Origin of the sequence: Ancylobacter dichloromethanicus (assembly GCF_018390645.1) — a bacterium.
Lineage (GTDB): Bacteria > Pseudomonadota > Alphaproteobacteria > Rhizobiales > Xanthobacteraceae > Ancylobacter > Ancylobacter dichloromethanicus.
The window spans coordinates 278,366-301,903 of record NZ_JAHBGC010000004.1; the positions used below are offsets into that span (position 1 = coordinate 278,366).

A 23,538-nucleotide genomic window follows, 5' to 3' on the forward strand; every position below is an offset into this window, starting at 1 on the left:
GGATGACGGCGGGCGGGATGAAAAGAGACAGCAACCATGTCCCCACCCGACACGCTCCCCTTCGACCTGCGCGCGCTGGAAATCTTCCTCGCCGTCTGCGACGCCGGCACCATGGCGCAGGCGGCGCGGCGGCTCGGGCTGACCCAGCCGGCGATCTCGCAGGCGGTGGCCGATCTGGAGCGCCGCATCGGCATCACCCTGTTCGACCGCGGCGCCCGCCCGCTCGGCCTCACCGCCGCCGGCGGGGCGCTGCGCCAGCGGGCCAGCGCGCTGCTCTCCGAAGCCCGGCAGATCGCGCCGCTGCTGCGCGAGGCCGAGCATGCGAGGCTGCCGCTGCTGCGCGCCGGACTGGTGGATTCGCTCTCGCGCGTGCTGATGGCGCCGCTGGCGCGGGCGCTGGGGGAGAAGGCCGAGCAGGTCTCGCTGCAGTCGGGCCTCACCGCCTCGCATGCCGGGGCGCTGCTCACCCGCCAGCTCGATCTGCTGGTCGGCGCCGACGATCTCGACGAGATCGAGGGGCTGGAGCGCTGGCCGCTGCTCTCCGAGCCCTATGTATTGCTGCTGCCTTCGGCGCTGGAGCCGCCCGCCAGCACGGGCGCGCTGGAGGCGCTGGCCGGCGCGGCGCCGCTGGTGCGCTTCTCCGCCCGCTCCAAGACCGGCATCGAGGTGGAGCGGCATCTGCGGCGGCTGCGGCTCGATTTGCCGCGCCCGCTGGAGTTCGACACGCCCTATGGCGTCACCGCCGCGGTGGCGGAAGGGGCGGGCTTCGCCGTCACCACGCCGCTCTGCCTGCTGGAGGCCGGCGTGTCGCTCCACGGCCTCGCCTGCCACCCGCTGCCCGGGCCGGGGCTGACCCGTCACCTCACCCTGATCGCCCGCCGGCAGGAGCTCGGCCGCCTGCCGCGCGAGGTCGCCGCCTTCTGCCGGCAGCGGCTGGCGGCCCAGCGGGGCACGCTCGCCGCGCTGGTGGGGGAGACGCTGGCGGGGGAATTCACCGTGGAGGGGTGAGGCTGTGCGTGCTTCGAGGCCCGAGCGTTGCCCGGGCACCTCGGCATGACGATGGGAGGTCGGCATGCGCCGTCATCCTGAGGTGCCCGGCGTCAGCCGGGCCTCGAAGGATGCCGCCCGCTCAGCCGTAGCGCTTGACCGCCAGCACCGCGTTCAGCCCGCCAAAAGCGAAGCTTGATGAGATCGCCGCCTCGATCGCCGCGTCCCGCGCGCCGTTGGGCACGCAGTCGAGGTCGCAATCGGGGTCGAACTCGCGAAAGCCCATGGTCGGCGGCAGGAAACCCTCGCGCAGGGCGAGCACCGTGGTCACGAAATCCAGCGCGCCGGAGGCGTTCATGGTGTGGCCATATTGCGATTTCGACGAGGACACCGGCAGCCGGGCGAGGTGATCGCCGAACACCAGCCGCAGCGCGCCGGCCTCGGTCCGGTCGTTCAGCGTGGTGGCGGTGCCATGGGCGCTCACATAGTCGACCTGCTCGGGCGCCAGCCCCGCATCCTCCAGCGCGAAACGCATCGCCGCCGCCGCGCTCGCCATGTCGGGGGCGGTGATGTCCATGCCGTCGGCGCTCATGCCGAAGCCGACCAGCTCGGCATGGATGGTGGCGCCGCGGGCCAGCGCCCGGTCCATGTTCTCCAGCACCACGGCGCCGGCGCCCTCGCCGATGACGAGGCCGGCGCGGTCCCTGGAGAACGGGCGGCAGCCATCCGGGGAGAGCACCCGCAGCGCCTCCCAGCTCTTCAGCATGCCATAGGTGAGCTGCGATTCCGCCCCGCCCGAGATGGCGACGTCCAGCATGCCGGAACGCACCATGTGGAAGGCGGTGCCGATGGCGTGCGCCGCCGAGGAGCAGGCCGAGGCGATGGCAAAGGCGGGGCCGTGAATGCCGAGATCCATGGTGATGTGGCTCACCTGCCCGCTCGGCATGGCGCGCGGCACGGTGAAGGGGTGCGGGCGCGGCGCCCCCTCGGCATAGAGCTTGCGGTAGCTGTCGTCGACCGCGTGCGAGCCGACCGAGGCGGCGAAGATGGCGCCGACGCGGTGGCGCGCCGCGCCTTCCAGCACCGGGCCGGCATCGGCCAACGCCTGCCGGGCGGCGACCACGGCGAATTGCGCGGTGCGGTCGAGCAGGCCGAGCTGGCGCGGTTCGAAATGCGCTTCCGGCACGAAATCCCGCACCTCGGCGGAGATCTTGGTCTTCATCGAGGAGACGTCGACGCCGCGCGTCTCGCCGATGCCCACCGTGCCGGCGCGCAGGCCTTTGAGATGGGCGGCCACGTCGTTGCCCAGCGCCGAGAGCGAGCCAAGCCCGGTGACGGCGACGCGCGGGCGGGCTTGCGTCGGTCTGTCCGGCATCAGGCGGTCTTGGCCTTCTGCGCCGCCAGCAGCTCGGCGACATGGTCCACCAGCGTGCCGACGGTGACGTCGGTGCCGCTCAGCGGGCCGTCATTGGGAATCTCGATGCCGAAGCGGCTCTCCAGCTTGAAGATCGTCTCGATCAGGTCGAGCGAGGAGATGCCGAGTTCCGACACCGGGGTCTCGGGGGTGAGCAGGCTCGAATCGACCCCGACTTCGCCGGAGATGAAGTCGACGATTTCGGCGACGGCGGGATCGTCTGTCTGCATGCGTCTCTGCTCTGTCTCGTGCGCCGGCCGTCAGGCCGCGAATGACGTTAGGTATCACATAGAAAGGCGCCTTGGGCACCTGCCGTCAAATGACCGACATATGTGTCCGGCGCATGTCACCCCTTGAAGCGCTACCTCAGGGCGCCGCGCCGGCGCGGTGCGCCTCGATCAGCCGCGCGAGGTAGAGCCCGGATTGCTTGGGCGTGCGCCGCTGGGTTTCGAAATCGACCCGCACCACGCCGAAGCGGCGGCGCTCGCCCTCCGCCCATTCGAAATTGTCCAGCAGCGACCAGACGAAATAGCCCTTCAGCGCGCAGCCCTGGGCGATCGCCTCGCCCGCCGCCACCAGATGGGCGCGGAGATATTCGGTGCGCGCGGGGTCCTTGACCACGCCGTCCACCGGGGCGGGGTCCTCGTAGCAGGCGCCGTTCTCGGTGATGAACACCGGCGGGTTGCCGTAGTCGTCGCGCAGCCGCGCCAGCACATCCACCATGCCCTGCGCGCTGATCGGCCAGCCGAGCAGCGTCTGCGGCGTATCCGCCGGCAGCGCGCCCCAGCCCGCCTGCCCGAGAAAGGCGTTGGCGTCGTGCCTGATATAGGACGGCCCGTAATAGTTCACGCCGAGGAAGTCGAGCGGGGCGCGGATCGTCTCCAGGTCGCCCGGCCGCACCAGCGGCGCGAAGTCGTCGGCGAACAGAGCGGGGTAGCGGCCATGGAACAGCGGGTCGAGATTGATCGTGTTCCAGCAGGCGTCGAAGCGCGCGGCCGCCGCGATGTCCGCCGGGTCTTGCGAGGCCGGGTGGATCGGCTGCAGCGACAGCACGGTGCCGAGCTTGAGGTCCGGGTGCAGCCCCCGCACCGCCGCCATGCCGGTGCCCTGCGCCAGGTTCTGGTGGTGCTGCGCCTTCACATAGCTGTCCCAGCCGGTCTGCCCCGGCGCGTGATTGCCGAAACCGTGGCCGAAAATGGCATGCACCGACGGCTCGTTGAGCATCGCCCACGGCTTCACCCGGTCGCCGAGCCGGCCCACCGTGGCGCTCGCATAGTCGGCGAACCATTGGGCCATGTCGCGGTTGTGCCAGCCGCCGCGTGCCTGCAGCGCCTGCGGCAGGTCCCAGTGGTAGAGGCAGGCCATGGGCTGGATGCCGCGCGCCAGCAGGCTGTCGACCAGCCGGTCGTAGAAATCGAGCCCCGCCGCGTTCACCGGCCCGGTGCCCTCCGGCATCACCCGCGGCCAGGCGATGGAGAAGCGGTAGGCCTGCAGGCCGAGCCCGGCCATCAGCGCCACGTCGTCGGCGTAGCGGTTGTAGTGGTCGCAGGCGATGTCGCCATTGGTGCCGTCGGCGATGCGGCCGGGCGTGTGGGAGAACACGTCCCAGATCGAGGGTTTGCGCCCGCCCTCCTTCACCGCGCCCTCTATCTGGTAGGCCGAGGTGGAGGCGCCCCACAGGAAATCCGGCGGCAGGCGCGGCGTGCCGGCGGGCGGCAGCGGCGTGGCGGGCGTCTGCGCGCGGGCGGCAGGCGGCAGCGCCGGCAGGCTGGCGGCGGCGAGGGCGGAGAGCAGCAGGTCACGGCGTCGCAGCATCGGCGCGGATTCCTCGAACGGGCGGTTCCTCGAACAGACGAATCCTCAGGCGGTGACGAGGCGGATGCCCACCAGGCCGGCGAGGATCACCCCTCCCTGCAACAGCGCGCCGCCCGAGAATCGCGCCAGCGCCGCCGGCGGGGTGAAGCGCCCGGCCCGCGCCACCAGCCAGAACAGTCCGTCATTGATCTGCGGCACGGTCATGGCGCCTGCGCTCACCGCCAGCGCGGCAAGAACGCGCCCCATCGGGTCGCCAAGGCCGAGCGGCGCGGCGAGCTCCATCATCATGCCGGCGCTGGTGATGGCGGCGACCAGCGAGGAGCCTTGCAGCGTCTTGATCACGGCGGCCAGCGCGAAGGGCAGCACCAGCACCAGCGCGCCCGACGCCGGGGCGAGGGGGATGAGATATTCCGCCGTCATCTCCGCCATGCCGACATCCTGCGCCACCTTGGCGAGGCCGCCGGCGGCGCCGAGGATGAGCAGCAGCGGCGCCACCTTCGCCACCGCCCGCCCGGCCCAGCCGGCCTCGGAGAGCCCGCCCTTCTCCCAGCTCCAGCTCAGCAGCAGCAGCAGGCCGACGCCCGTCACCAGCAGCAGCGCCGGGCTGCCGATGGCGAGGATGAAATGCCGGTCATTGCCGCCGCCGAACGGCTCGGAGGCGATGTCGCCCAGCGCCTGCACGATCAGCATCGCCACCAGAACGAGGCTGACGGCGAGCAGCGCCAGCGCCCCGCGCCGGGGCGCGTGCATCGTGGTGCCGCCGATACCGGCGGCGGTGTCGAGCGGGTTCGGCGCCCCGCTGGCACCGCCCTTCGCCCACAGCGCGCCGAAAGCGGCGGCGATGAGCGCCAGCGGCAGGCCGACCGCCACCGCCAGCCCCCAGTCGGCGCGCAAGATCGTCAGGCTCGCCAGCACGGTGGGGGCGGGGATCAGCAGGCCATGGCCGGCCGAGAGGGCGAGGCCCAGCGTCAGCGCCGAGCGCGGGCTGTCGCCGCCGATGCCGCGCCGCAGCGGGTCCAGCACCGCGAACGCCGCCGCCGGGGTGGAGGCCATGCCGCCGATCAGCCCGGCGAGCGCCAGCGGGCCCGAGCGGGTGCGCCAGCCGCGCGCCCATTGCTGCAGCCGCGCGGTGGCGCCGGTGCCGTCGGCGATCTCCGCCAGCAGCGCCCCCGCCACCATGATGACGCCCAGCGCCGCCAGCGTCTGGCCGAAGCCGACCGAGAACGACTTGACCACGAAGCTCAGCGACCAGCCGACGCCCTGGTTGAAGGCGAAGGCGGCCAGCACCAGCGCGAGGAACGGGTGCACCCTCCCGCGCGCCGTCACCAGCGCGAACAGGGCCACGACGACGAGGAGGATGGCGGCGTAGACGAGATAGGACATGGGGGAAGGGTCTGCCGGGGCGGGAGGCGGGAGCCTCACGCTTAGCCTGCCGCGCGCGCGCTGTCACCGTGGCGGAGAACCAACCGGCGCGGTTGATCCGGTCGCGCCGGGCGGGCAGAGCCTGCGACGCGCCGGCGCCCTTCCGCATTGCCGCCACGCGCCGGCTTGACTAGGTTGCCGGTTCACTAGGTTGCCGCCCATGATCCGCTTCATTCCCCTCGCCGCCGCGCTGTGCTTCACCGCCGCCCCCGCCGTCGCGCTGACCGAGCCGCCCGCCGCGCCGGCCGTGGCCGCGACGGCCGCCGCCGCGTCCGGCTTCATCCGGGCGGAAGGCACGCGCTTCGTCAATCCTGATGGCTCGACCTTCCACATCAAGGGCATGAGCTTCGGCAACTGGCTGCTGCCGGAAGGCTATATGTTCAAGTTCACGGTCCAGCGCTCGCCGCAGGATATCGAGGACGTGATCGAATATCTCGCCGGCCCGGAGGAGGCGGCCCGCTTCTGGCGCGATTTTCGCGAGGCCTATATCCAGGAAGAGGACGTCGCCTTCCTCGCCGCCTCCGGCTTCACCACCGTGCGGGTGCCGCTGCACTGGAAGTTCTTCCTCGACCCGGCGAACCCGGACCGCGTCGACCCCGACGGCGAGGGCTGGGCGCGGATCGACCGGCTGGTGGGCTGGGCGAGGGCGCACGACATCAAGCTGATCCTCGACATCCACGCCGCCCCCGGCGGGCAGACCGGGGTGAACCATGATGACGGGGTGGGCTACCCGCTCACCTTCTACGTCCCGGAATACAGGCGCCGCACCATCACGATGTGGCGCGCCATCGCCGCGCGCTACAGGAACGAGACGGCGGTGCTGGGCTATGACCTGCTCAACGAGCCGATCACCCCCTATCACGACACGGATTTCCTCAATTCGCGGCTGGAGCCGTTCTATCGCGAGCTGGTGGAGGCGATCCGCGAAGTCGATCCCAACCACCCGATCATGCTGGCGGGCGCGCAGTGGAGCACCAATTTCGACGTGTTCGGCCCGCCCTTCGCCGACAATCTCGGCTACACCTACCATATGTTCTGGGCCGGCCCGCAGCGCAGCTCGATCCAGAAATACGTCAATTTCGGCAATCGCTGGCAGGTGCCGATCTTCATCGGTGAGACCGGCGAGCTGAACGACGACTGGAACGAGAAGTTCCGCACGCTGAACGAGCGCTTCGGCCTCGGCTGGAGCTTCTGGACCTACAAGAACCTCGACACGCCCTCCACCGTCGCCTCCATCACCAGGCCGGAAGGCTGGGACGCCATCGCCCTGTTCGGCAGCGTGCCGAAGAGCCAGTGGGACACGATGGAAAAGCCTTCGCGCGAAGCCGTGGCGGCGACGCTGCGCCGGTACATCGACAATGCCCGCTTCGCCCGCACCACCATCCGCGACAGCTATGTCGCCTCGCTCGGCCTCACCGCGACCTGCCCGCGCCTCGCCGCCGCCGGCCCTGAGGTCGCCCCGGCTGCGCCCGGCGCCGCCGCTCCCGTATCCACCCTCGCCATGGCTGGCGAGGCTCCCGTGGCGGCGGGCGTAACCTCCTGTCCGTGATGTCCCGCGCAAGCCCAATAACCTGATCGACGCGCGGCGCGGGTCAGACGACCTCTCGGCGCTCCGTGTCCCGGACGCCCGCAGCGTCGGCGGAAGGCGATCCGGGATCCAGCGCAAGACCCCTGGCGAAGTCCCCGCGACGGCCATCCCTCACCTCAGCTTGCCCAGCACCTCGATCAGCTCCGACACCTTGGCGCGTTGGTCGTCGGCGTCGCCGGACGCCATGGCATGGGCGACGCAATGGGCGAGGTGGTCGCGCAGCACTTCCTCCTCCACCTTCTTCAGCGCCGCCCGCACCGCCGCCACCTGGGTGACGATGTCGATGCAGTAGCGGTCGTCCTCGACCATTCGTGAAAGCCCGCGCACCTGACCCTCGATGCGGCTCAGGCGTTTCAGGCAGGAGGTGCGTGTGGGGTTCTGCATGCTTGCCATATACCCACACGGGGTATATATCGCAAGTGTCTGATACCTCATGGGGGTATAAGGAGGACGTCATGGCGAATGAGGATCACCACCACGCGGGGCAGGGGCATCCGGCCCACGCGCCCGGCAAGGGCGCCTCCTGCTGCGGCGGTCATCATCATGACGCCGCCCCCGCGCCCGCCCATCCGCACGATCCCGGACATCCGCACGCGCACGCGCACGCCGCCCACATGGCGAAGGACCCGGTCTGCGGCATGGATGTCGACCCGCACACCGCGACGCTGAAGGCCGACCACGGCGGCATCACCTATTATTTCTGCTCGGCGGGCTGCCGTGCCAAATTCGTCGCCGACCCGCCGAAATATCTCGGCGATACCGCCCCCGCCGAGCCGGTGCCGGAGGGCACGGAATATACCTGCCCGATGCATCCCGAGATCGTGCAGGTCGGCCCCGGCACCTGCCCGATCTGCGGCATGGCGCTGGAGCCGATGCTGGTCAGCCTCGACGACGGGCCGAACCACGAACTCATCGACATGACCCGCCGGTTCTGGATCGGCCTCGCGCTCACCGTGCCGGTGTTCGCGCTGGAGATGGGCGCGCATCTGGTGCCGGCGCTGCACCATCTGGTGCCGCCGCACGTGTCGAACTGGGTGCAGCTCGCGCTCGCCACCCCGGTGGTGCTGTGGGCGGGATGGCCGTTCTTCGTGCGCGGCGGACAGTCGCTGGTGACGCGCAACCTCAACATGTTCACGCTGATCGCCATCGGCACCGGCGTCGCCTTTCTCTACAGCCTCGTCGCCGTGCTGGCGCCCGGCCTGTTCCCGCCGGCCTTCCGCGGGGCGGATGGGGCGGTGCCGGTCTATTTCGAATCCGCCGCCGTCATCACCGTGCTGGTGCTGCTCGGCCAGGTGCTGGAACTGCGCGCCCGCGAACGGACCTCGGGCGCCATCCGCGCGCTGCTCGACCTTGCGCCGAAGACCGCGCGCCGCCTCGACGAGGACGGCAGCGAGGCGGAGGTGCCGCTCGACCAGGTGGTGGTCGGCGACAGGCTGCGGGTGCGCCCGGGCGAGAAGGTGCCGGTCGACGGCACGGTGGTGGAGGGCCGCTCGGCGCTCGACGAATCGCTGGTCACCGGCGAGTCCATGCCCGTGACCAAGAGCGAGGGCGATACGGTGATCGGCGGCACGCTCAACCGTTCCGGCGGCCTCGTCATCTCGGCCGCCAGGGTCGGGCGTGACACCATGCTGGCGCGCATCGTGCAGATGGTGGCGCAGGCGCAGCGCTCGCGCGCACCGATCCAGCGCCTGGCCGACCAGGTGGCCGGCTGGTTCGTGCCGCTCGTGGTGGCCTGCGCGGGGCTCGCCTTCGCCGCCTGGGCGCTGTTCGGGCCGGAGCCGCGGCTCTCCCACGCGCTGATCGCGGCGGTGGCGGTGCTCATCATCGCCTGCCCCTGCGCGCTCGGCCTCGCCACGCCGATGTCGATCATGGTCGGCGTCGGGCGCGGGGCGCAGATGGGCGTGCTGGTGAAGAACGCCGAGGCGCTGGAGCGGATGGAGCGGGTCGATACAATCGTCCTCGACAAGACCGGCACGCTCACCGAAGGCAAGCCCGGCGTCACCGCCATCGTCACCATGGAGGGGGTCGAGGAGGCGCAGGCGCTGCGTCTGGCCGCCGCCGTCGAGCGCCCGTCCGAGCACCCGCTGGCGCACGCCATCGTCACGGCGGCGGAAGCGCGCGGGCTCGACATTCCCAAGGTGCGCGGCTTCGATTCCCCGGCCGGCAAGGGCGCCTACGGGCTGGTCGAGGGCAAGCGCGTCGCCATCGGCAGCGCCGCGTTCCTTAAGGAACTGGGCGTCGATACCGCCTCGCTCCAGCCCCGCGCGGACGATTTGCGCCGCGAGGGCGCCAGCGCCGTTCTGCTCGCGGTCAACGGCAAGGCGGTCGCCGCCCTCGCCATCTCAGATCCGGTGAAGGAGACCACGCCGCAGGCGCTCAAGGACCTTGCCCGGGAAGGCATCCGCGTCGTCATGCTCACCGGCGACAACCGGGTGACGGCGGAGGCGGTCGCCCGCCGGCTCGGCATCACCGAAATCGAGGCGGAAGTCGCGCCGCAGGACAAGGCGGCGGTGGTCGAGAAGCTGAAGGCGGAAGGCCGCATCGTCGCCATGGCCGGCGACGGGGTGAACGACGCGCCCGCGCTCGCCGTCGCCGATGTCGGCATCGCCATGGGCTCGGGCACCGATGTCGCCATCGAGAGCGCCGGGCTGACGCTGCTGCGCGGCGATCTCTCCGGCATCGTCCACGCCCGCCATCTGTCGCAGGCGACCATGCGCAACATCCGCCAGAACCTGTTCTTCGCCTTCCTGTACAACGGCGCCGGGGTGCCGATCGCGGCCGGCGTGCTCTACCCCGTGTTCGGCCTGCTGCTCTCGCCCATGGTGGCGGCGCTGGCCATGGCGCTGTCCTCGGTCAGCGTCATTAGCAACGCGCTGCGGCTCAGGGCGGTGAAGCTGTAGCGGCGCCCTCACCCCGGGCTTGACCCCGGGGACCCGGCCACTGCCCAGCCGCACCGCCACCCCGTTCCCCGGACCAGCCGCGCCCGTGCGGCGCCGATCCGGGGCCCAGGGGGACGGGTCCGCGCCATCCCCGCAGCGTCGCGGCCTTGCCGTTGCACTCAATTCGTAATAAATGAAGTTACATGAAGCGCGACAGCCGTCTCTCCTCCGTCCTCCACGCCCTGCTGCACATGGCGGAGCGCGAGGGGCCGATGACCTCCGGGGAACTCGCCGCCTGCATGCGCACCCATCCGGTGGTGATGCGGCGCACCATGGGCATGCTGCGCGCGGCCGGGCTGGTGCGCTCGGCCAGCGGCCCGCAGGGCGGATGGCGGATCAGCGCCGATCTCGCGAAAGTCACCCTGCGCCAGTTGCATGAGACGCTGGGCGAACCGGCGATCTTCGCTGTCGGCAACCGGCACGAGACCCCGGCCTGCCTCGTCGAGCAATCGGTCAATGCCGCGCTCGACGGCGCCTTCGCCGAGGCCGAGGCGCTGCTTCTCGCACGTTTCGGCCAGATCACCCTGGCGGACCTCGCCGCCGATTTCAGCCGCCGGCACGCCGCCTGGCGGGAAAGGAATGCCTGACATGCACGATGTCATCGTCGTCGGCGGCAGCTATGCCGGCATGGCCGCCGCGCTCCAGCTTCTGCGCGCCCGGCGCCGGGTGCTGGTCATCGATGCCGGGCAGCGCCGCAACCGCTTTTCCCATGCGGCGCACGGCTTTCTGGGGCAGGACGGGGTCGACCCGGGCGAGATCGCCCGCACCGCCCGCCGCCAGCTTGAGGCCTATCCGACGCTGCAATGGGTCGAGGGCACGGCGCAGGGCGCGGCCGGCGCGAAGGACGCGTTCTCCGTCGCCACGGCGTCCGGTGTCCATCACGGCCGTCGGCTGCTGTTCGCGCTCGGCGTCAGCGACGAACTCCCCGCCATCGCCGGGCTGGCCGAGCGCTGGGGGCGCAGCGTGTTCCACTGCCCCTATTGCGATGGCTACGAACTGGAGCGCGGGCGCATCGGCGTGCTCGCCACCGGGCCGATGTCGGTGCATCAGGCGCGGATGGCGCATGAGTGGGGCGCCGTCACCCTGTTCGCCAACGGCGCCTTCGTGCCGGACGGTGCGACCCGGGCCGAACTCGCGGCCCACGCCATCGCGCTGGAGGAAACGCCGGTGGCGCGGCTGGAGGGGCGGGCGCGGGTGGTGCTGGCCGATGGCCGCCGGCTCGACTTCGCCGGCCTGTTCACGGCCCCGCGCAACCGGCCGGCGTCGCCGGTCGCGCAGGACCTTGGCTGCGCGCTGGCCGAATCCCCCTTCGGCACGCAGGTCCACACCGACGAGATGAAGGAAACCAGCGTTCCCGGCGCCTATGCCTGCGGCGACGCCGCCCGCGCGCCGCATTCGGTCACCCTCGCCGTCGCCGATGGCGCCTGGGCCGGCATGCAGCTTCACCGCTCGCTGGTGTTCTGAACGGTCGCACTAAAAAAACCCCGCCTCCGGCGTTCGTCCGGAGGCGGGGCGGGGGCCGGAAGCGGCCGGCTCCCGAAAGACCCGGATCGGCACGCCGGCCCGGGGCGGGGTTCAAGGGCCCGGCGCGGGCCTCACTCCGCCGCCATGCGCAGCAGCGGGGCGGGGGCCTCCACCGGCATCGCGTCCGCCACCTTGGCGGCGATGATCTCGGCGGTGGCGCAGGAAAGCGTCCAGCCCAGATGCCCGTGGCCGGTGTTGTAGAACACGCCCGGCCGCCTGCCGGCGGCGACGCGCGGCATCATGTCGGGCATCATCGGCCGCAGGCCCGCCCACGGCACCACCCGCGCGGTGTTCACGCCGGGGAACAGCTTGCGGGTCCAGTCAACCAGCGGGCGGATGCGGTCGGCGCGGATGTCGCGGTTCTCACCGTTGAACTCGGCGGTGCCGGCGACGCGGAAGCGGTCCTTGCCGAGGCGCGAGGTGACGATCTTGGTCTTGTCGTCGAGCAGGCTCACCCACGGCGCCGCGTTCTGGCTTTCCTCGTCGTCGAGCATCACCGTGATCGAGTAGCCCTTGACGGGGTAGATGTTCACCCGGTCGCCGAGGCCGGCGGCAATGGCGCGCGAGCCGATGCCGGCGCAGATCACCGCGCCATCGAAGGAAAGCGTCTCGGCGCGCGGGCGCGCGTCCTCGGCGTCGGGGGCGACGGTGAAGCTCACCTCGACCCCGGTGCCGCCTTCGCCGGTGCCGGTATGGGTCACCCGCTCCACGCTCGCCTCGTTGACGAAGCGCACGCAGTGGCGGCGGCACACTTCCGCCAGCCCATAAGTGAACTTGTGGATGTCGCCGGTGGAATCGGAGGGGGTGAAGAAGCCGCCATAGAACGACCCGCGTAGGGCCGGCTCGATGGCCCGGATTTCCTCCGGGGTCACCTCGCGGCGCTCCAGCCCGCCGCGCGCATAAAGGCCGGAGACCTTGCGCGCGTCGTCCTGGGCCTTCTTGTCGCGGTAGACGTGCAGGATGCCGCGGGTCTCGTGGTTGAAGTCGATGCCCTCGCGCCGGGCGATCTCGAACATGTGGTTGCGGGCCTGGATGGCGAGACGGGTGGTCTCGACCGTGTTGGCCTCGTAGTTCGGGATGTTGGCGAGGAACTCGGCCATCCACGAATATTTGTGCCAGGACGGCTTGGGGTTCATCAGCAGCGGGGCGTCCGGCGTGAACATCCACTTGATGCCCTTGAGCACGGTCGCCCAGGAGTTCCACACCTCGGCATTGGAGGCGGAAAGCTGCCCGCCATTGGCGAAGGAGGTTTCCATCGCGGCGTAGCGCTGGCGGTCGATGACGGTGACGTCATAGCCCTTCTGGCTGAGGGCATAGGCGGTGGTAACACCGGTGATACCGGCGCCGATGACGGCGATGTGGCGCATGGGAGGCTCCCGCGCTTGAGGACGACATGGCCCTGACGCGCGGTGCCCCGCTTGGCGTCCGGCCGACTGTCCCCAATCTGTCGCGGTACCTGAGAGCTCGCCCCGAGACAGACGGCGGCGCCGTCAAACCATCCCGGGCTTCCCCTTCGGTGGACGTCCTACCCCGGAAACGACCGGCGCGACGCCTCTCTCCAGATTGTCCTGATCATGCGGTCCGTGGTGCCTGAGAGTTTCCTGGGGGGTTGCTCCGTCGGCGCCGACACCTGTCCGGGAGGACTGTCGATCTCTCCCGCATGACCATTAGCAGACGGCTATATGCATCGCACAAAAGCATGCCTCATTCAAGGGCAGCCAGGCCCGCTCGCGCGGTGTTGAGCCTGCGACCTTGGGAGGGGGAGGGGGCGGCGGCCCGCCGCCGGTCGCTGCGCCGTGCAGTTGGCATCAGCAGCTTGATGAGGCAGCAGCGCCGGCAGTTGGCGGCGTGGCGGTCTACGCCCCCGCCGCGTCGAGCCCGAGGTCGAGGATCGGCGCGGAATGGGTGATCCAGCCGACCGAGATCAGGTCCACCCCGCTGGCGGCGATCGGGCCCACCGTCTCGCGCGAGACCCGGCCGGAGGCTTCCGTGAGCGCCCGCCCGCCGACCAGCGCCACCGCTTCCGCCAGCATCGCCGGCGTCATGTTGTCCAGCAGCACGGCGTCGACCCCTTCCGCCATCGCGGCGTCGAGCTGGGCCAGCGTGTCGACCTCGACCTCGATCTTGACCATATGGCCGGCATGGGTTTTCGCGGCACGGATCGCCGCCACCACGCCCCCCGCCACCGCGATGTGGTTGTCCTTGATCAGCACCGCGTCGTCGAGCCCGAAGCGGTGGTTGGAGCCGCCGCCGGCGCGCACCGCGTGCTTCTCCAGTGCCCGCAGGCCCGGCGTGGTCTTGCGGGTACACACGATCCGCGCCTTGCCGTGCTCGCGGGCGATGGCGACCAGCCCGGACGTGGCAGTGGCGATGCCGGACATGCGGCAGGCGACGTTCAGCGCCACCCGCTCGGCGGTGAGGATGGCGCGGGCCGAGCCGGAAAGCCGCAGCGCCACGTCGCCGGGCGCCACCGCGCTCCCATCGCCGCGCTCGATGCTGACCTCAAGACCTTGATCTATAAGCTCAAAGGCGATCACCGCCGCGTCGATGCCGGCGATCACGCCGTGCTGGCGCGAGGCGATCACCGCCTCGAAGCGGGCCTCGGCGGGGATGCAGGAATCGGTCGTCACGTCGCCGGCGCGGCCGAGATCCTCCAGCAGCGCGGCGCGGATCACCGGCTCGACCAGCAGGCGGGGGAGGGGGGGGAGGGTCATGGTCAACTCATTCGGTTGGGGGCGGCGTCATCCTGAGGTGCGAGCGGAGCGAGCCTCGAAGGATGGTGATCCACAGGATGGTGGTTCCTGCGTGCCATCCTTCGAGGCCCGGCGCTGCCGGGCGCCTCAGGATGACGTGGCTCGGGCGATGAGGGGAAGTGTGTCGTCTTCACGCCACCTGCCGGGTCTCGACCGCCTGGGCGGCCTGCGGGTCGGCGAGCCTTGTCTCGGAATGGCGGGCGATTGCCGCCGGCACGGGATGGTCGGCACGGAAATGCCCGCCCCGGCTCTCACCGCGCCGCAGCGCCGCTTCCGTGATCGCAAGCGCCACCAGCGAGAGATCGTCGCCGTCGCGGTCGGCGAGCGCGCCGAGGCGTTTCGCGGCGGCCTCCAGCCCTTCCGCCTCGCGCACCACGCCGACCTGCCGGTCCATCAGCGCGCGGATTTCCGCGCGGGCGGGCGAACGCGGGCGTGGGGGTGAGGGTGCGCGCGCCACGCCCGGCGATGCCTCCTCGCCGGCAATGTCGGCCGCAATCCATTCGGCATAGGCCAGCGCTTCCAGCAGCGAATTGCTGGCGAGCCGGTTGGCGCCGTGCAGCCCGGTGGAGGCGACCTCGCCGCAGGCCCACAGCCCCGGCACGCTGGAGCGCCCGGCGCCATCCACTTTGATGCCACCCATATGGTAATGCGCCGCCGGCCGCACCGGGATCGGCGCGCGCGCCGGGTCCAGCCCGTTGGCGCGGCACAGCGCGACGACGCCGGGAAAGCGCGTCTCGATATCCTTCATCCGCGCGTCCAGCACCACATCCTGGCCGGCGGCGATCTCGGCGAAGATGGCGCGGGCGACCACGTCGCGCGGCGCCAGTTCGCGGCCCGGCACGTCCTCCATGAAGCGCTCGCCGCGGGCATTGAACAGCCGGGCGCCTTCCCCGCGCAGCGCCTCGGTGGCAAGCGGCATTGGCGCAGGGCCGCCAGAGGCGGCCCGTTCGGGGTCTCCGCCCACCGCCATGGCGGTGGGGTGGAACTGCACGAACTCCAGGTCGCGCAGCACCGCCCCCGCCCGCGCGGCGAGGGCAAGGCCGGAGCCGACGGCGCCGAGCGGGTTGGTGGTGGCGCCATAGAGCCCGCCGAGCCCGCCGGTGGCGACCACCACGGCGCGGGCGGCCAGTGTTACCGCCCGTCCCTCACGGTCGCGCACGGCGACGCCGGCGGTGCGGCCGTGCGCATCGGCCAGCAATTCGCCCGCCCGCCAGCCTTCCATTACATGGATCGCGGGGCAGGCACGCACCGCCTGCGTCAGCGTCTCCAGCACCACCCGGCCGGTGCCGTCGCCGGCGGCATGGACGATGCGCCGGCGCGCATGCGCCGCCTCCAGCCCCAAAGCGAGGCTGCCATTGGGGTTGCGATCGAAAGGGGTGCCGAGCCCGACCAGCCAGTCGATCGCGGCCGGCGCCGCCCCCGCCACCCGTCGCGCCACCAAGGGCTGCGAGAGCCCGGCGCCGGCGGTCAGCGTGTCGATGGCGTGCAGGTCCGGCCGGTCGTCGGCACCGAGCGCGGCGGCGATGCCGCCCTGCGCCCAGCCGGTGGCGGCTTCGACGCCCAGCGGCGCGGCGACCACCAGCGTCACCGGGAGCGGGGCCAGCCGCAGCGCGGTGGCGAGGCCGGCGACCCCGCCGCCGACCACGACGACGGTCTCAGGCGAATGGTTCACGAGGGTGACCCTTGCAGTGCGCGTTCAGCGGATCGCGAGCATGCGCTCGACGGCGAGGCGCGCCCGGCCGGCGGTGGCGGGGTCGATCTCCACCTGCGTGGTCATCGTCTCCAGCGCCCGGCGGATGTTCGGCAGGGTGATGCGGCGCATATGCGGGCAGAGGTTGCACGGGCGCACGAACTCGATGTCAGGGTGGTTCACCGCCACATTGTCGGCCATCGAGCATTCGGTGATCAGCACCACCCGCGCCGGCTTCTCGTCGCGCACATAGTCGGCCATGCCGGCGGTGGAGCCGGCGTAATCGGCCTCCGCCACCACCTCGGGCGGGCATTCGGGATGCGCCAGCACCACCACGCCGGGATGGTTCTCGCGCAGGTCGCGAATATCCTGCGGGGTGAAGCGCTCATGCACCTCGCAATGGCCCTTCCAGGCGATCAGCTCCAGCTCGGGCACCTGCTTCTGCACATTCTGCGCGAGAAACTCGTCGGGCAGCATGAGGATGCGGGTCACCCCCCATTCCTTCGCCACCGCCCGCACCACCTTCACCGCATTGCCGGAGGTGCAGCAATAATCGCTCTCGGCCTTCACCTCGGCCGAGGTGTTGACATAGGTGACCACGGGCACGCCGGGGTAGCGCTGCTTGAGTAGGCGGATATCGGCGGCGGTGATGCTGTCGGCGAGCGAGCAGCCCGCGCCCATGTCCGGCATCAGCACGGTCTTGGAAGGGTTCAGCAGCTTGGCGGTCTCGGCCATGAAATGGACGCCGGCCATGACGATGACATCGGCATCCACCGTCACCGCCTCGCGGGCGAGGGCGAGCGAATCCCCGACGATGTCGGCCACCGTGTTGAAGATTTCCGGCGCCTGGTAGTTGTGGCCGAGCACCACGGCGTTGCGTTCGCGCTTCAGCGTCTCGATCGCCTCGACCTCGCGGGCGATCAGCGGCCATTCCGCCGGGGTGATGTGCTTGGCCACGCGGGCATACAGATGCGGCAGCGCGGGGGCGATGGCCGGCGCGGCGGGCGGCGCGAGCGGCGCGAAGGCGTCGTTGCTGCGTTCGGCGCGGGCGGCGAAGCGGTCGGCTAGATGGGCGTCCAGCATCGCATCCTCCATTATGCTCGTTATGAGTATAACTCAGGCCAAAGAATACCGGGCATCTCGGCCCGGCGATTGGTCGTTATGCTAGGACTGAGTATAAGTCGGTGTCAACAGTTCGTCACAAATCGGGCGATAAGGCTTTCGCATCGGTGAGGTGATGCATGACGCTCGATATCGGACCCGCCCGCGCGTCGGATGAGCGCGCGGTGGTCGCTCTCTGGCAGGCGTGCGGGCTCACGGTTCCCTATAACGACCCGGCGACGGATTTCCGCTTCGCGTGCGGTGGCGCGAATTCGGACGTGCTGGTGGCCCGCGTTGAGGGCGGCCGCGTCTGCGCCTCCGCGATGGTCGGCCATGATGGGCACCGGGGCTGGATCTACTATGTCGCCGTCGACCCGACGCTCCAGCGCCAGGGCGTCGGCGTGGAGATCGTAAGCGCGGCGGAGACCTGGCTCAAGGCGCGCGACGTGCCGAAGGTGCAGCTATTGGTGCGCGAAACCAACACCGCCGTCGTCGCCTTCTATGAGAGGCTCGGCTTCGAGGTCGCCCCGCGCGTGGTCATGTCGAAATGGATCGACGGGCGGGAATAGCCCTCACCGCCGCCCGAAGCCGCCGGTCAGCCGCACGCCGGGGGCGGGGCGCTCCAGCAGCACCTCGCGGCGGAAGCGCACCAGCCGGGCGGGCCGGCCGCCGGTCTCGCTGGTGGTCTCGCCGGTTTCCTCGACCAGGCGCTGCTGCTCCACCAGCCGGCGGAAATTCTGCTTGTGCAGCCGCGAGCCGGAGAGCGCCTCCACTGCCTGCTGCAACTGGCCGAGCGAGAAGGAGGGCGGCATCAGCTCGAACACCACGGGGCGGTATTTGATCTTGCCGCGCAGCCGGGCGATGGCGAGCGCCAGCATGCGGCGATGGTCCTCGCGCATCTCGGTGCCCGAGGGCACGAGCGCGACGCGGTCCGAGCCGCGCTCGCGCAGCGCCTCGCCCACCAGCCCGGCCTCATAGAGCAGTTCGTAGCGCTCCAGCACCCGCTCTTCGTTCCATCCCGCCTCGTTCCAGCCGGACTCGCCGCCGCCGCCGGCGCCGCCGAAGCACAGGGCGATGCGCTCGGCCCGCATGTCGCTGATGCGCCCATGGGCGGCGCCCGCCGCCCAGGCGCGCAGCCCGGGTTCCAGGCTGTCGAGCACGCAGGGGCGCCCCTCGCGCCAGTCCTCCCAGGGGAAGTAGCGGTACCAGCTCTGCCAGGCGGCATCGGCGTCGCCGGCCGGCCGGGCCTCGCGCACCAGGGCGAGATAGGCCAGAGAGAGGGCGCGGGTGCCGTCCTCGCCGCGGTCGCGGTCGCCGAAGGTGTAGAGCTGCTCGACATAGCCGAGTTCCTGCAGCGTCTGCCGCTCCACCCAGCTCCGCAGGCCCACTTCCAGCGTGCGGTGGCCGCGCTCCAGCGGGCCGGAGGGCAGCGAATCGCGGCCATCGCCATGGCGCAGCGTCAGCACCTTGGGATCGTCGCCGGTGACCGCGACGATGACCGCCGACAGGCCGATGGCCAGCGCCGGCTCCGGCATGTGGGAACCCGGGGCGGTCACGGTCTGTTGGGGCGGCGTGGGCGGCATCGGGTTCCGGGCGGTGGCGGCGCGTTCTGGCGCGAAGAATAGCATGGACGCCGCGTCGCCGCTTGCGTCGGCCACGCGGGAGTGGCACTCCGGCGAAGGATCAATGGAGGCGCGCGATGAGCGGCAAGGTGGTTATACCCGGCGGTCACAAGGTTCCCGCCCTCGGCATCGGCACCTGGATGATGGGCGAGCGCCCGGAGGCGCGGCAGGCCGAGACCGAATCGGTGCGCCTCGGCGTCGAACTCGGCCTCAGGCTGGTCGACACGGCGGAAATGTATGGCGAGGGCGCCTGCGAGCGCTTCCTCGGCGAGGCGCTGGCCGGGCTGCGCGACAAGGTGTTCCTGGTCTCCAAGGTCTACCCGCACAATGCCAGCCGCGCCGGCGTGGTCTCGGCCTGCGAGCGCAGCCTCAGGCGGCTGAAGACCGACCATCTCGACCTCTATCTGCTGCACTGGCGCGGCAGCGTGCCGCTGGCGGAAACCATCATCGGCTTCGAGCACCTGAAGACCCAGGGCAAGATCCGCGACTGGGGCGTGTCGAATTTCGACACCGACGACATGAACGAGCTGTACGAGACCCCCGGCGGCGACGGCTGTGCCACCAATCAGGTGCTCTACAACCTCACGCGGCGCGGGCCGGAATGGGACCTGCTGCCGTGGCTGCAGGAACATGAGATCCCGCTCATGGCCTACAGCCCGATCGAGCGCGGCCGGCTGAAGAGCACCGGCGTTCTCGCCGACATCGCCGCCAAGCACGCGGCGCGGCCCTATCAGATCGCGCTGGCCTGGGCGCTGCGCATGCCCGGCAACATCGTCATCCCCAAGGCCTCGCGCCCCGAGCACATGCGCGAGAACGCCGGCGCGCGCGACATCGTCCTCGATGCCGACGACTTCGCCGCGCTCGACGCCGCCTTCCCGCCGCCCGCGCGCAAGCGCGCGCTGGAAATGCTGTGAACAATCTGCCCGGCGTTCACGGCGCCGGGCAGCGCACCGCCCGGCGCGGCGTGATGTCGGCGAAGAGATAGCCGGCGACGGCGATGACCACCAGCGCGCCGCCGAACAGGGTGGCGGGGCCGACCCGCTCGTCGAAGGCCACCCACACCCAGAGCGGCGACAGCACCACGTCGAGCAACATCAGCAGGCCGGTCTCGCCCGAGCGGATGTGGCGCCCGCCCATCAGGGTGAGCACATCGGCGAGGCCGGAGGTCAGCACCCCCAGCAGGGCGCAGACCCACAGCGCGTTCAGCGCGGGCAGGCCGGCGGGCTGCAGCGGCAGGGTGATGAACGCCGCGCCAAGCGCCGACAGCAGGCTGATCAGCGTCAGGTCGAGCGCGGGATGCTTCTTCGCCTGCACCAGCAGCCCGGCCCAGCTCAGCGTCATCACCAGCGAGACGGCGATGCCGGCGGCGTCGCTCATCGACATCGCGGCGCCGGAGGTGATGAGGATGCCGAGCATCGCCAGCGCGGCCGCCGCGCCGAAGCGCCGGCTCAGCGGCTCCGCCAGCAGCAGGAAGCCCAAGGCGGCGGTGATGAAGGGCAGCGTCGCATAGACGGTCATCACGGTGGCGACCGAGGTGAGCTGCACGGCGGCGATATAGGCGATGTTGCCCGACACGGCGAAGCCGACGGTGACCATGCCGGGCTTCGAGAAGGTCGCGCGCAGCGCCCCGGCCTTGTTCCCGGTGGCAAACAGCCAGAACGGGCCGAGCGCCAGCGCGGCGAAGACCGAGCGCCAGAGAATGATCGACCACAGATCCGTCTCCGCCATGCGGACGAAAAGGCCGACCAGGCTCCACAGCAGGGTGGAGACGAGAACCACGGCCAGGCCGGTCGAACGCGGTGTCACAATGGAGTTGGGCACGATGGACATGGCGGCCTCTCTGTGTTCCGATCCGGCACAGGATGGATCAAAGTAGACCGGTCGTCTAGTCATGACAGGAAAGATATCCACGCGCGACAAAATCGTCGCGGCGGGCAGAACGGCGATGTTGGAACAGGGCTATGCGGGTACCGGCATCGGCCCGCTTCTGGCGTCGGTGGCGGTACCCAAGGGCTCGTTCTACCACTTCTTCGCCAGCAAGGAGGATTTCGCCGCCGCGGTCCTCGATTCCTATAGCGCCCAGTATCGCCAGCAGCGGCAGGAACTGTTTGCCGATGAGGGCCTGAGCCCGCTGGCGCGGATCGAGCGTCACCTGGTGCAGGTCGAGCGCGACGCGGCGGCGGATGCGAGCGTGACGTCGTGTCTCCTCGGTGCTCTCGCCCAGGCCTCGCCGGGGTTGGGCGCCGAATTGCGCGAGCGGCTGAACGCCGCCTTCGCCGCCTGGGAGCAGGATCTCGCCGCCCTGATCGCCGAGGCGCAACGTGCCGGCGAGGTCGACCCGGCGCTCGATCCGGTGGAGGCCGCCGCCCATGTGATCGACACGTTCGAGGGCGCGGTGATCCGCGCCCGGGCCGGGGACGGGCCGGCGGCCTTTGCCCGTTTCCGCACCTTCATGCAGGCGACCCTCACGCGCGGGGTGGGCGCGGCAGGGGGCTGAGGCGCGCGCGGGCCGACGAAACGCCCCCTCGACAGGAGGGCGGTCCCGGCCCGATAAGCGGCGACGGTTCGCCGCCTTCTCCCGCCTTCTGCCGCCGGACGTCTCCCGTGCCCGATGCCCCGTCGATCCACCTCGAAAATGTCACCCTGCGCCGTGGCGGGCGGCGGGTGCTGGACGCGGTGTCGCTCGCGATCACCGAGCGTCGCGTCGGGCTGATCGGCACCAATGGCTCGGGCAAGAGTTCGCTGGTGCGCCTGCTCAACGGCCTGCTCGCCGCCGATGAAGGCCGCGTCACCGTGCATGGCCTCGACGCGAAGGCGCAGGCGGGCGAACTGCCGGGCAAGGTCGGCTTCATCTTCCAGAATCCCGACCACCAGATCATCTTCCCCACCGTCGCCGAGGAGGTCGCCTTCAGCCTCGAACAGGCGGGCCTGCCGCGCCGGGAGGCGGCGAGGCAGGCGGTGCCCGCGCTCGCCCGGTTCGACCGCGCCCACTGGGCGGAGCGGCCGGTGCACGCGCTCTCCGAGGGCGAGAAGCAGTTCCTCTGCATCATCGCCGTGCTGGTGATGGAGCCGGCGGTGCTGATCCTCGACGAGCCGTTCTCCAGCCTCGACCTGCCGACCCGGCGCCGGCTGGAGACGCTGGTCGCCGGCCTGCCGCAGCAGGTGATCCTGGTGGCGCACGAACTCGACGCCTTCGCCCTCTATGAGCGGGTGATCTGGCTGCATGAGGGCCGGGTGGCGATGGACGGCCCGCCCGCCGCGGTGATCGCCGCCTACCGCGCCTTCGCCGAGGGGCTGGCGTGAGCGCGCGGCGACCCCTCCGTGTCCCGGACCAGCGGCACAGCGTGCCGCGCCGCTCCGGGACCCAGGAGAGCCTCTTCGCGGCTGCCGCTTTCGCTGAAGCAAAGTGGTTCGCGCCGCCTGCGGCGCCTTTTCCGCTGGGGCCCGGCGCGGCGCTCCGCCTGCGGCCGCGCTGGGCCGGGACACGATGGGGCGCCCGGATGCGGGAGGCGCCGCGGTGATCTCGCTCTATCTTCCCCAGCGCACCTGGCTGCACGCCGTCCCCGCCGGCTGGAAGCTGCTGGCGCTGGCTCTGATCAGCCTCATTGCCGCGCCGCTGGACAGCCTGCCGTTCATGGCCGCGCTGATGGTCGCCGTGCTGGCGCTCTACGTCTCGCTCGGCAAGGCGGCGCTGGCGCAGATCGCGCTGCTGCGCCCGCTCTGGCCGCTGTTTCTCATTCTGCTGGCCCTGCATGGGTGGAATGGCGACATTCTGCTTGGAATCGTCGTGCTGGCACGCATCCTCGCCATGGTGCTGCTGGCCAATGCGGTGACCATGACCACCCGGATGGACGCGATGATGGACGCGGTGGAACCGCTGCTGGGCCCGCTGGCCTGGGTCGGCGTGGCGCCGCGCGCGGTGGCCCTCGCCGTGGCGCTGATGATCCGCCTCATTCCGCTGCTGTTCGCGCTGTGGGAGGCGCTGAACGATTCCTGGCGCGCCCGCACGGGCAAGCGCGGCGGCTGGCGCCTGCTCGCGCCTTTCTGTATCCAGACGCTCAGACTGTCCCACCACACCGCCGAGGCGCTGGCCGCGCGTGGCGGCGCACCGCGGAGAGGCCGCCGATGAAAGACCGCACGCTCGTCCAGGTCGCGCTCTACGCCGCCATTTTCGCGGTGCTCGGGCTGTTGCCGCGCTTCGACCTGCCGTTCGCCGCCGGCGTGCCGATCACCGCCCAGAGCATGGGCGCGATGCTGGCGGGGGTGATGCTCGGCGCCTGGCGCGGGGCGCTGGCGATGGTGCTGCTGCTGTTCGTGGTCGCGCTCGGCGCGCCGCTGCTGGCCGGCGGGCGCGGCGGGCTCGGCGTGTTCTTCACCCCCTCGGTCGGCTTCATCTTCGGCTGGATCGCGGTGGCCTTCGTCGCCGGCTGGATCATGCAGGCCCTTCGCCGCGCCCCGGTCTTCCCCGCCGCGCTGATCGCCGCCGTTATCGGCGGCATCGTGGTGATGTACGCCTTCGGCATTGCCGGCATGGCGCTGGTCGGCGGGCTCACGGTGATGGATGCCACCAAGGCCTGCCTCATCTTCATTCCCGGCGACGCCATCAAGGCGGTGCTGGTGGCGCTGATCGCCCAGACCGTGGCGCGCGGCCTGCCCGAGGCCCTGCTCTCGCGCAACGCCTGA

Annotated in this window: 22 protein-coding genes and 2 riboswitches; of the genes, 11 read left to right on the forward strand and 11 right to left on the reverse strand. The window is 71.1% G+C overall.

Going from position 1 to position 23,538, the window contains the following annotated elements:
- Window positions 1-36 precede the first annotated feature (36 nt).
- Entirely contained in the window at window positions 37-1,008 is a 972-nt protein-coding gene (locus tag KHC23_RS01490) for a LysR family transcriptional regulator (RefSeq protein WP_213368647.1), read from the forward strand.
- Window positions 1,009-1,129: 121 nt separating this feature from the next.
- Here KHC23_RS01490 and KHC23_RS01495 read toward each other — a convergent pair whose 3' ends face one another.
- The 4 genes from KHC23_RS01495 to KHC23_RS01510 form a co-directional block, all read right to left on the reverse strand.
- Window positions 1,130-2,362: a beta-ketoacyl-[acyl-carrier-protein] synthase family protein gene (locus tag KHC23_RS01495; protein ID WP_213368649.1), complete on the reverse strand. Its 1,233-nt coding sequence runs from the start codon at window positions 2,360-2,362 to the stop codon at window positions 1,130-1,132.
- Window positions 2,362-2,631 carry an acyl carrier protein gene (locus KHC23_RS01500; protein WP_213368651.1) on the reverse strand — a complete coding sequence of 90 codons (270 nt, stop codon included), beginning with the start codon at window positions 2,629-2,631 and terminating at the stop codon, window positions 2,362-2,364. Before KHC23_RS01500 ends, KHC23_RS01495 begins: the two co-directional genes overlap by 1 nt.
- Before the next feature lie 136 nt (window positions 2,632-2,767).
- The gene (locus KHC23_RS01505; protein ID WP_213368653.1) at window positions 2,768-4,216 is read right to left on the reverse strand and encodes a GH1 family beta-glucosidase; all 1,449 of its coding nucleotides are present in this window, start codon (window positions 4,214-4,216) and stop codon (window positions 2,768-2,770) included.
- Window positions 4,217-4,261: 45 nt separating this feature from the next.
- Entirely contained in the window at window positions 4,262-5,599 is a 1,338-nt protein-coding gene (locus KHC23_RS01510; protein ID WP_213368655.1) for a GntP family permease, read from the reverse strand.
- A 199-nt stretch (window positions 5,600-5,798) separates the two neighbouring features.
- Between KHC23_RS01510 and KHC23_RS01515 the strand changes: the two genes are divergently transcribed.
- A complete protein-coding gene (locus KHC23_RS01515; RefSeq protein ID WP_213368657.1) occupies window positions 5,799-7,187 on the forward strand; it encodes a glycoside hydrolase family 5 protein in 1,389 nt (462 codons plus the stop codon).
- Window positions 7,188-7,337: 150 nt separating this feature from the next.
- Here the strand turns inward: KHC23_RS01515 and KHC23_RS01520 are convergent, their stop codons facing one another.
- Window positions 7,338-7,610 (reverse strand): metal-sensitive transcriptional regulator, encoded by a 273-nt coding sequence (locus KHC23_RS01520; protein ID WP_213368659.1) that lies wholly within the window; start codon window positions 7,608-7,610, stop codon window positions 7,338-7,340.
- Window positions 7,611-7,681: 71 nt separating this feature from the next.
- Between KHC23_RS01520 and KHC23_RS01525 the strand changes: the two genes are divergently transcribed.
- The 3 genes from KHC23_RS01525 to KHC23_RS01535 all read left to right on the forward strand — a co-directional run bounded on the left by KHC23_RS01525 (window position 7,682) and on the right by KHC23_RS01535 (window position 11,629).
- Entirely contained in the window at window positions 7,682-10,126 is a 2,445-nt protein-coding gene (locus KHC23_RS01525; RefSeq protein ID WP_213368661.1) for a heavy metal translocating P-type ATPase, read from the forward strand.
- A gap of 182 nt (window positions 10,127-10,308) precedes the next feature.
- The gene (locus KHC23_RS01530; protein WP_213368663.1) at window positions 10,309-10,752 is read left to right on the forward strand and encodes an Rrf2 family transcriptional regulator; all 444 of its coding nucleotides are present in this window, start codon (window positions 10,309-10,311) and stop codon (window positions 10,750-10,752) included.
- A 1-nt stretch (window position 10,753) separates the two neighbouring features.
- Window positions 10,754-11,629, forward strand: coding sequence for an NAD(P)/FAD-dependent oxidoreductase (locus tag KHC23_RS01535; RefSeq protein ID WP_213368665.1), 876 nt, complete (start codon window positions 10,754-10,756; stop codon window positions 11,627-11,629).
- Window positions 11,630-11,760: 131 nt separating this feature from the next.
- Here the strand turns inward: KHC23_RS01535 and KHC23_RS01540 are convergent, their stop codons facing one another.
- From KHC23_RS01540 to nadA, 4 genes are all read right to left on the reverse strand, one after another.
- Entirely contained in the window at window positions 11,761-13,056 is a 1,296-nt protein-coding gene (locus tag KHC23_RS01540) for a D-amino acid dehydrogenase (protein ID WP_213368667.1), read from the reverse strand.
- Between the two features lie 73 nt (window positions 13,057-13,129).
- Window positions 13,130-13,255, reverse strand: a riboswitch (glycine riboswitch).
- A gap of 1 nt (window position 13,256) precedes the next feature.
- A riboswitch (glycine riboswitch) is annotated at window positions 13,257-13,358 on the reverse strand.
- Between the two features lie 187 nt (window positions 13,359-13,545).
- The gene (nadC, locus tag KHC23_RS01545; RefSeq protein WP_213368669.1) at window positions 13,546-14,403 is read right to left on the reverse strand and encodes a carboxylating nicotinate-nucleotide diphosphorylase; all 858 of its coding nucleotides are present in this window, start codon (window positions 14,401-14,403) and stop codon (window positions 13,546-13,548) included.
- Between the two features lie 169 nt (window positions 14,404-14,572).
- Entirely contained in the window at window positions 14,573-16,114 is a 1,542-nt protein-coding gene (locus KHC23_RS01550) for an L-aspartate oxidase (protein ID WP_213368671.1), read from the reverse strand.
- 24 nt (window positions 16,115-16,138) lie between these two features.
- Window positions 16,139-17,215, reverse strand: coding sequence for a quinolinate synthase NadA (gene nadA / locus KHC23_RS01555; protein ID WP_246543965.1), 1,077 nt, complete (start codon window positions 17,213-17,215; stop codon window positions 16,139-16,141).
- Between the two features lie 158 nt (window positions 17,216-17,373).
- Here nadA and KHC23_RS01560 point away from each other — a divergent pair, with 158 nt between their 5' ends.
- Window positions 17,374-17,802 (forward strand): GNAT family acetyltransferase, encoded by a 429-nt coding sequence (locus tag KHC23_RS01560; protein WP_213368673.1) that lies wholly within the window; start codon window positions 17,374-17,376, stop codon window positions 17,800-17,802.
- A gap of 3 nt (window positions 17,803-17,805) precedes the next feature.
- Here KHC23_RS01560 and KHC23_RS01565 read toward each other — a convergent pair whose 3' ends face one another.
- Complete coding sequence (locus tag KHC23_RS01565; protein WP_373878539.1) at window positions 17,806-18,816, reverse strand: NUDIX hydrolase; 1,011 nt, start codon at window positions 18,814-18,816, stop codon at window positions 17,806-17,808.
- A gap of 116 nt (window positions 18,817-18,932) precedes the next feature.
- On the opposite strand from KHC23_RS01565, the gene KHC23_RS01570 reads away from it, so the two are divergent.
- Window positions 18,933-19,769, forward strand: coding sequence for an aldo/keto reductase (locus tag KHC23_RS01570; RefSeq protein ID WP_213368675.1), 837 nt, complete (start codon window positions 18,933-18,935; stop codon window positions 19,767-19,769).
- A 16-nt stretch (window positions 19,770-19,785) separates the two neighbouring features.
- Here KHC23_RS01570 and KHC23_RS01575 read toward each other — a convergent pair whose 3' ends face one another.
- Window positions 19,786-20,685, reverse strand: a complete 900-nt coding sequence (locus KHC23_RS01575) for a DMT family transporter (RefSeq protein WP_213368676.1) — start codon at window positions 20,683-20,685, stop codon at window positions 19,786-19,788.
- A 61-nt stretch (window positions 20,686-20,746) separates the two neighbouring features.
- On the opposite strand from KHC23_RS01575, the gene KHC23_RS01580 reads away from it, so the two are divergent.
- From KHC23_RS01580 to KHC23_RS01595, 4 genes are all read left to right on the forward strand, one after another.
- Window positions 20,747-21,352 (forward strand): TetR/AcrR family transcriptional regulator, encoded by a 606-nt coding sequence (locus tag KHC23_RS01580; RefSeq protein ID WP_213368678.1) that lies wholly within the window; start codon window positions 20,747-20,749, stop codon window positions 21,350-21,352.
- A gap of 107 nt (window positions 21,353-21,459) precedes the next feature.
- On the forward strand, window positions 21,460-22,158 hold the full coding sequence (locus tag KHC23_RS01585) for an energy-coupling factor ABC transporter ATP-binding protein (protein ID WP_213368680.1): 699 nt from the start codon (window positions 21,460-21,462) through the stop codon (window positions 22,156-22,158).
- A 214-nt stretch (window positions 22,159-22,372) separates the two neighbouring features.
- Entirely contained in the window at window positions 22,373-22,984 is a 612-nt protein-coding gene (locus tag KHC23_RS01590) for a CbiQ family ECF transporter T component (RefSeq protein WP_213368682.1), read from the forward strand.
- Window positions 22,981-23,538, forward strand: coding sequence for a biotin transporter BioY (locus tag KHC23_RS01595; RefSeq protein WP_213368689.1), 558 nt, complete (start codon window positions 22,981-22,983; stop codon window positions 23,536-23,538). The genes KHC23_RS01590 and KHC23_RS01595 overlap by 4 nt, the downstream gene beginning before the upstream one ends.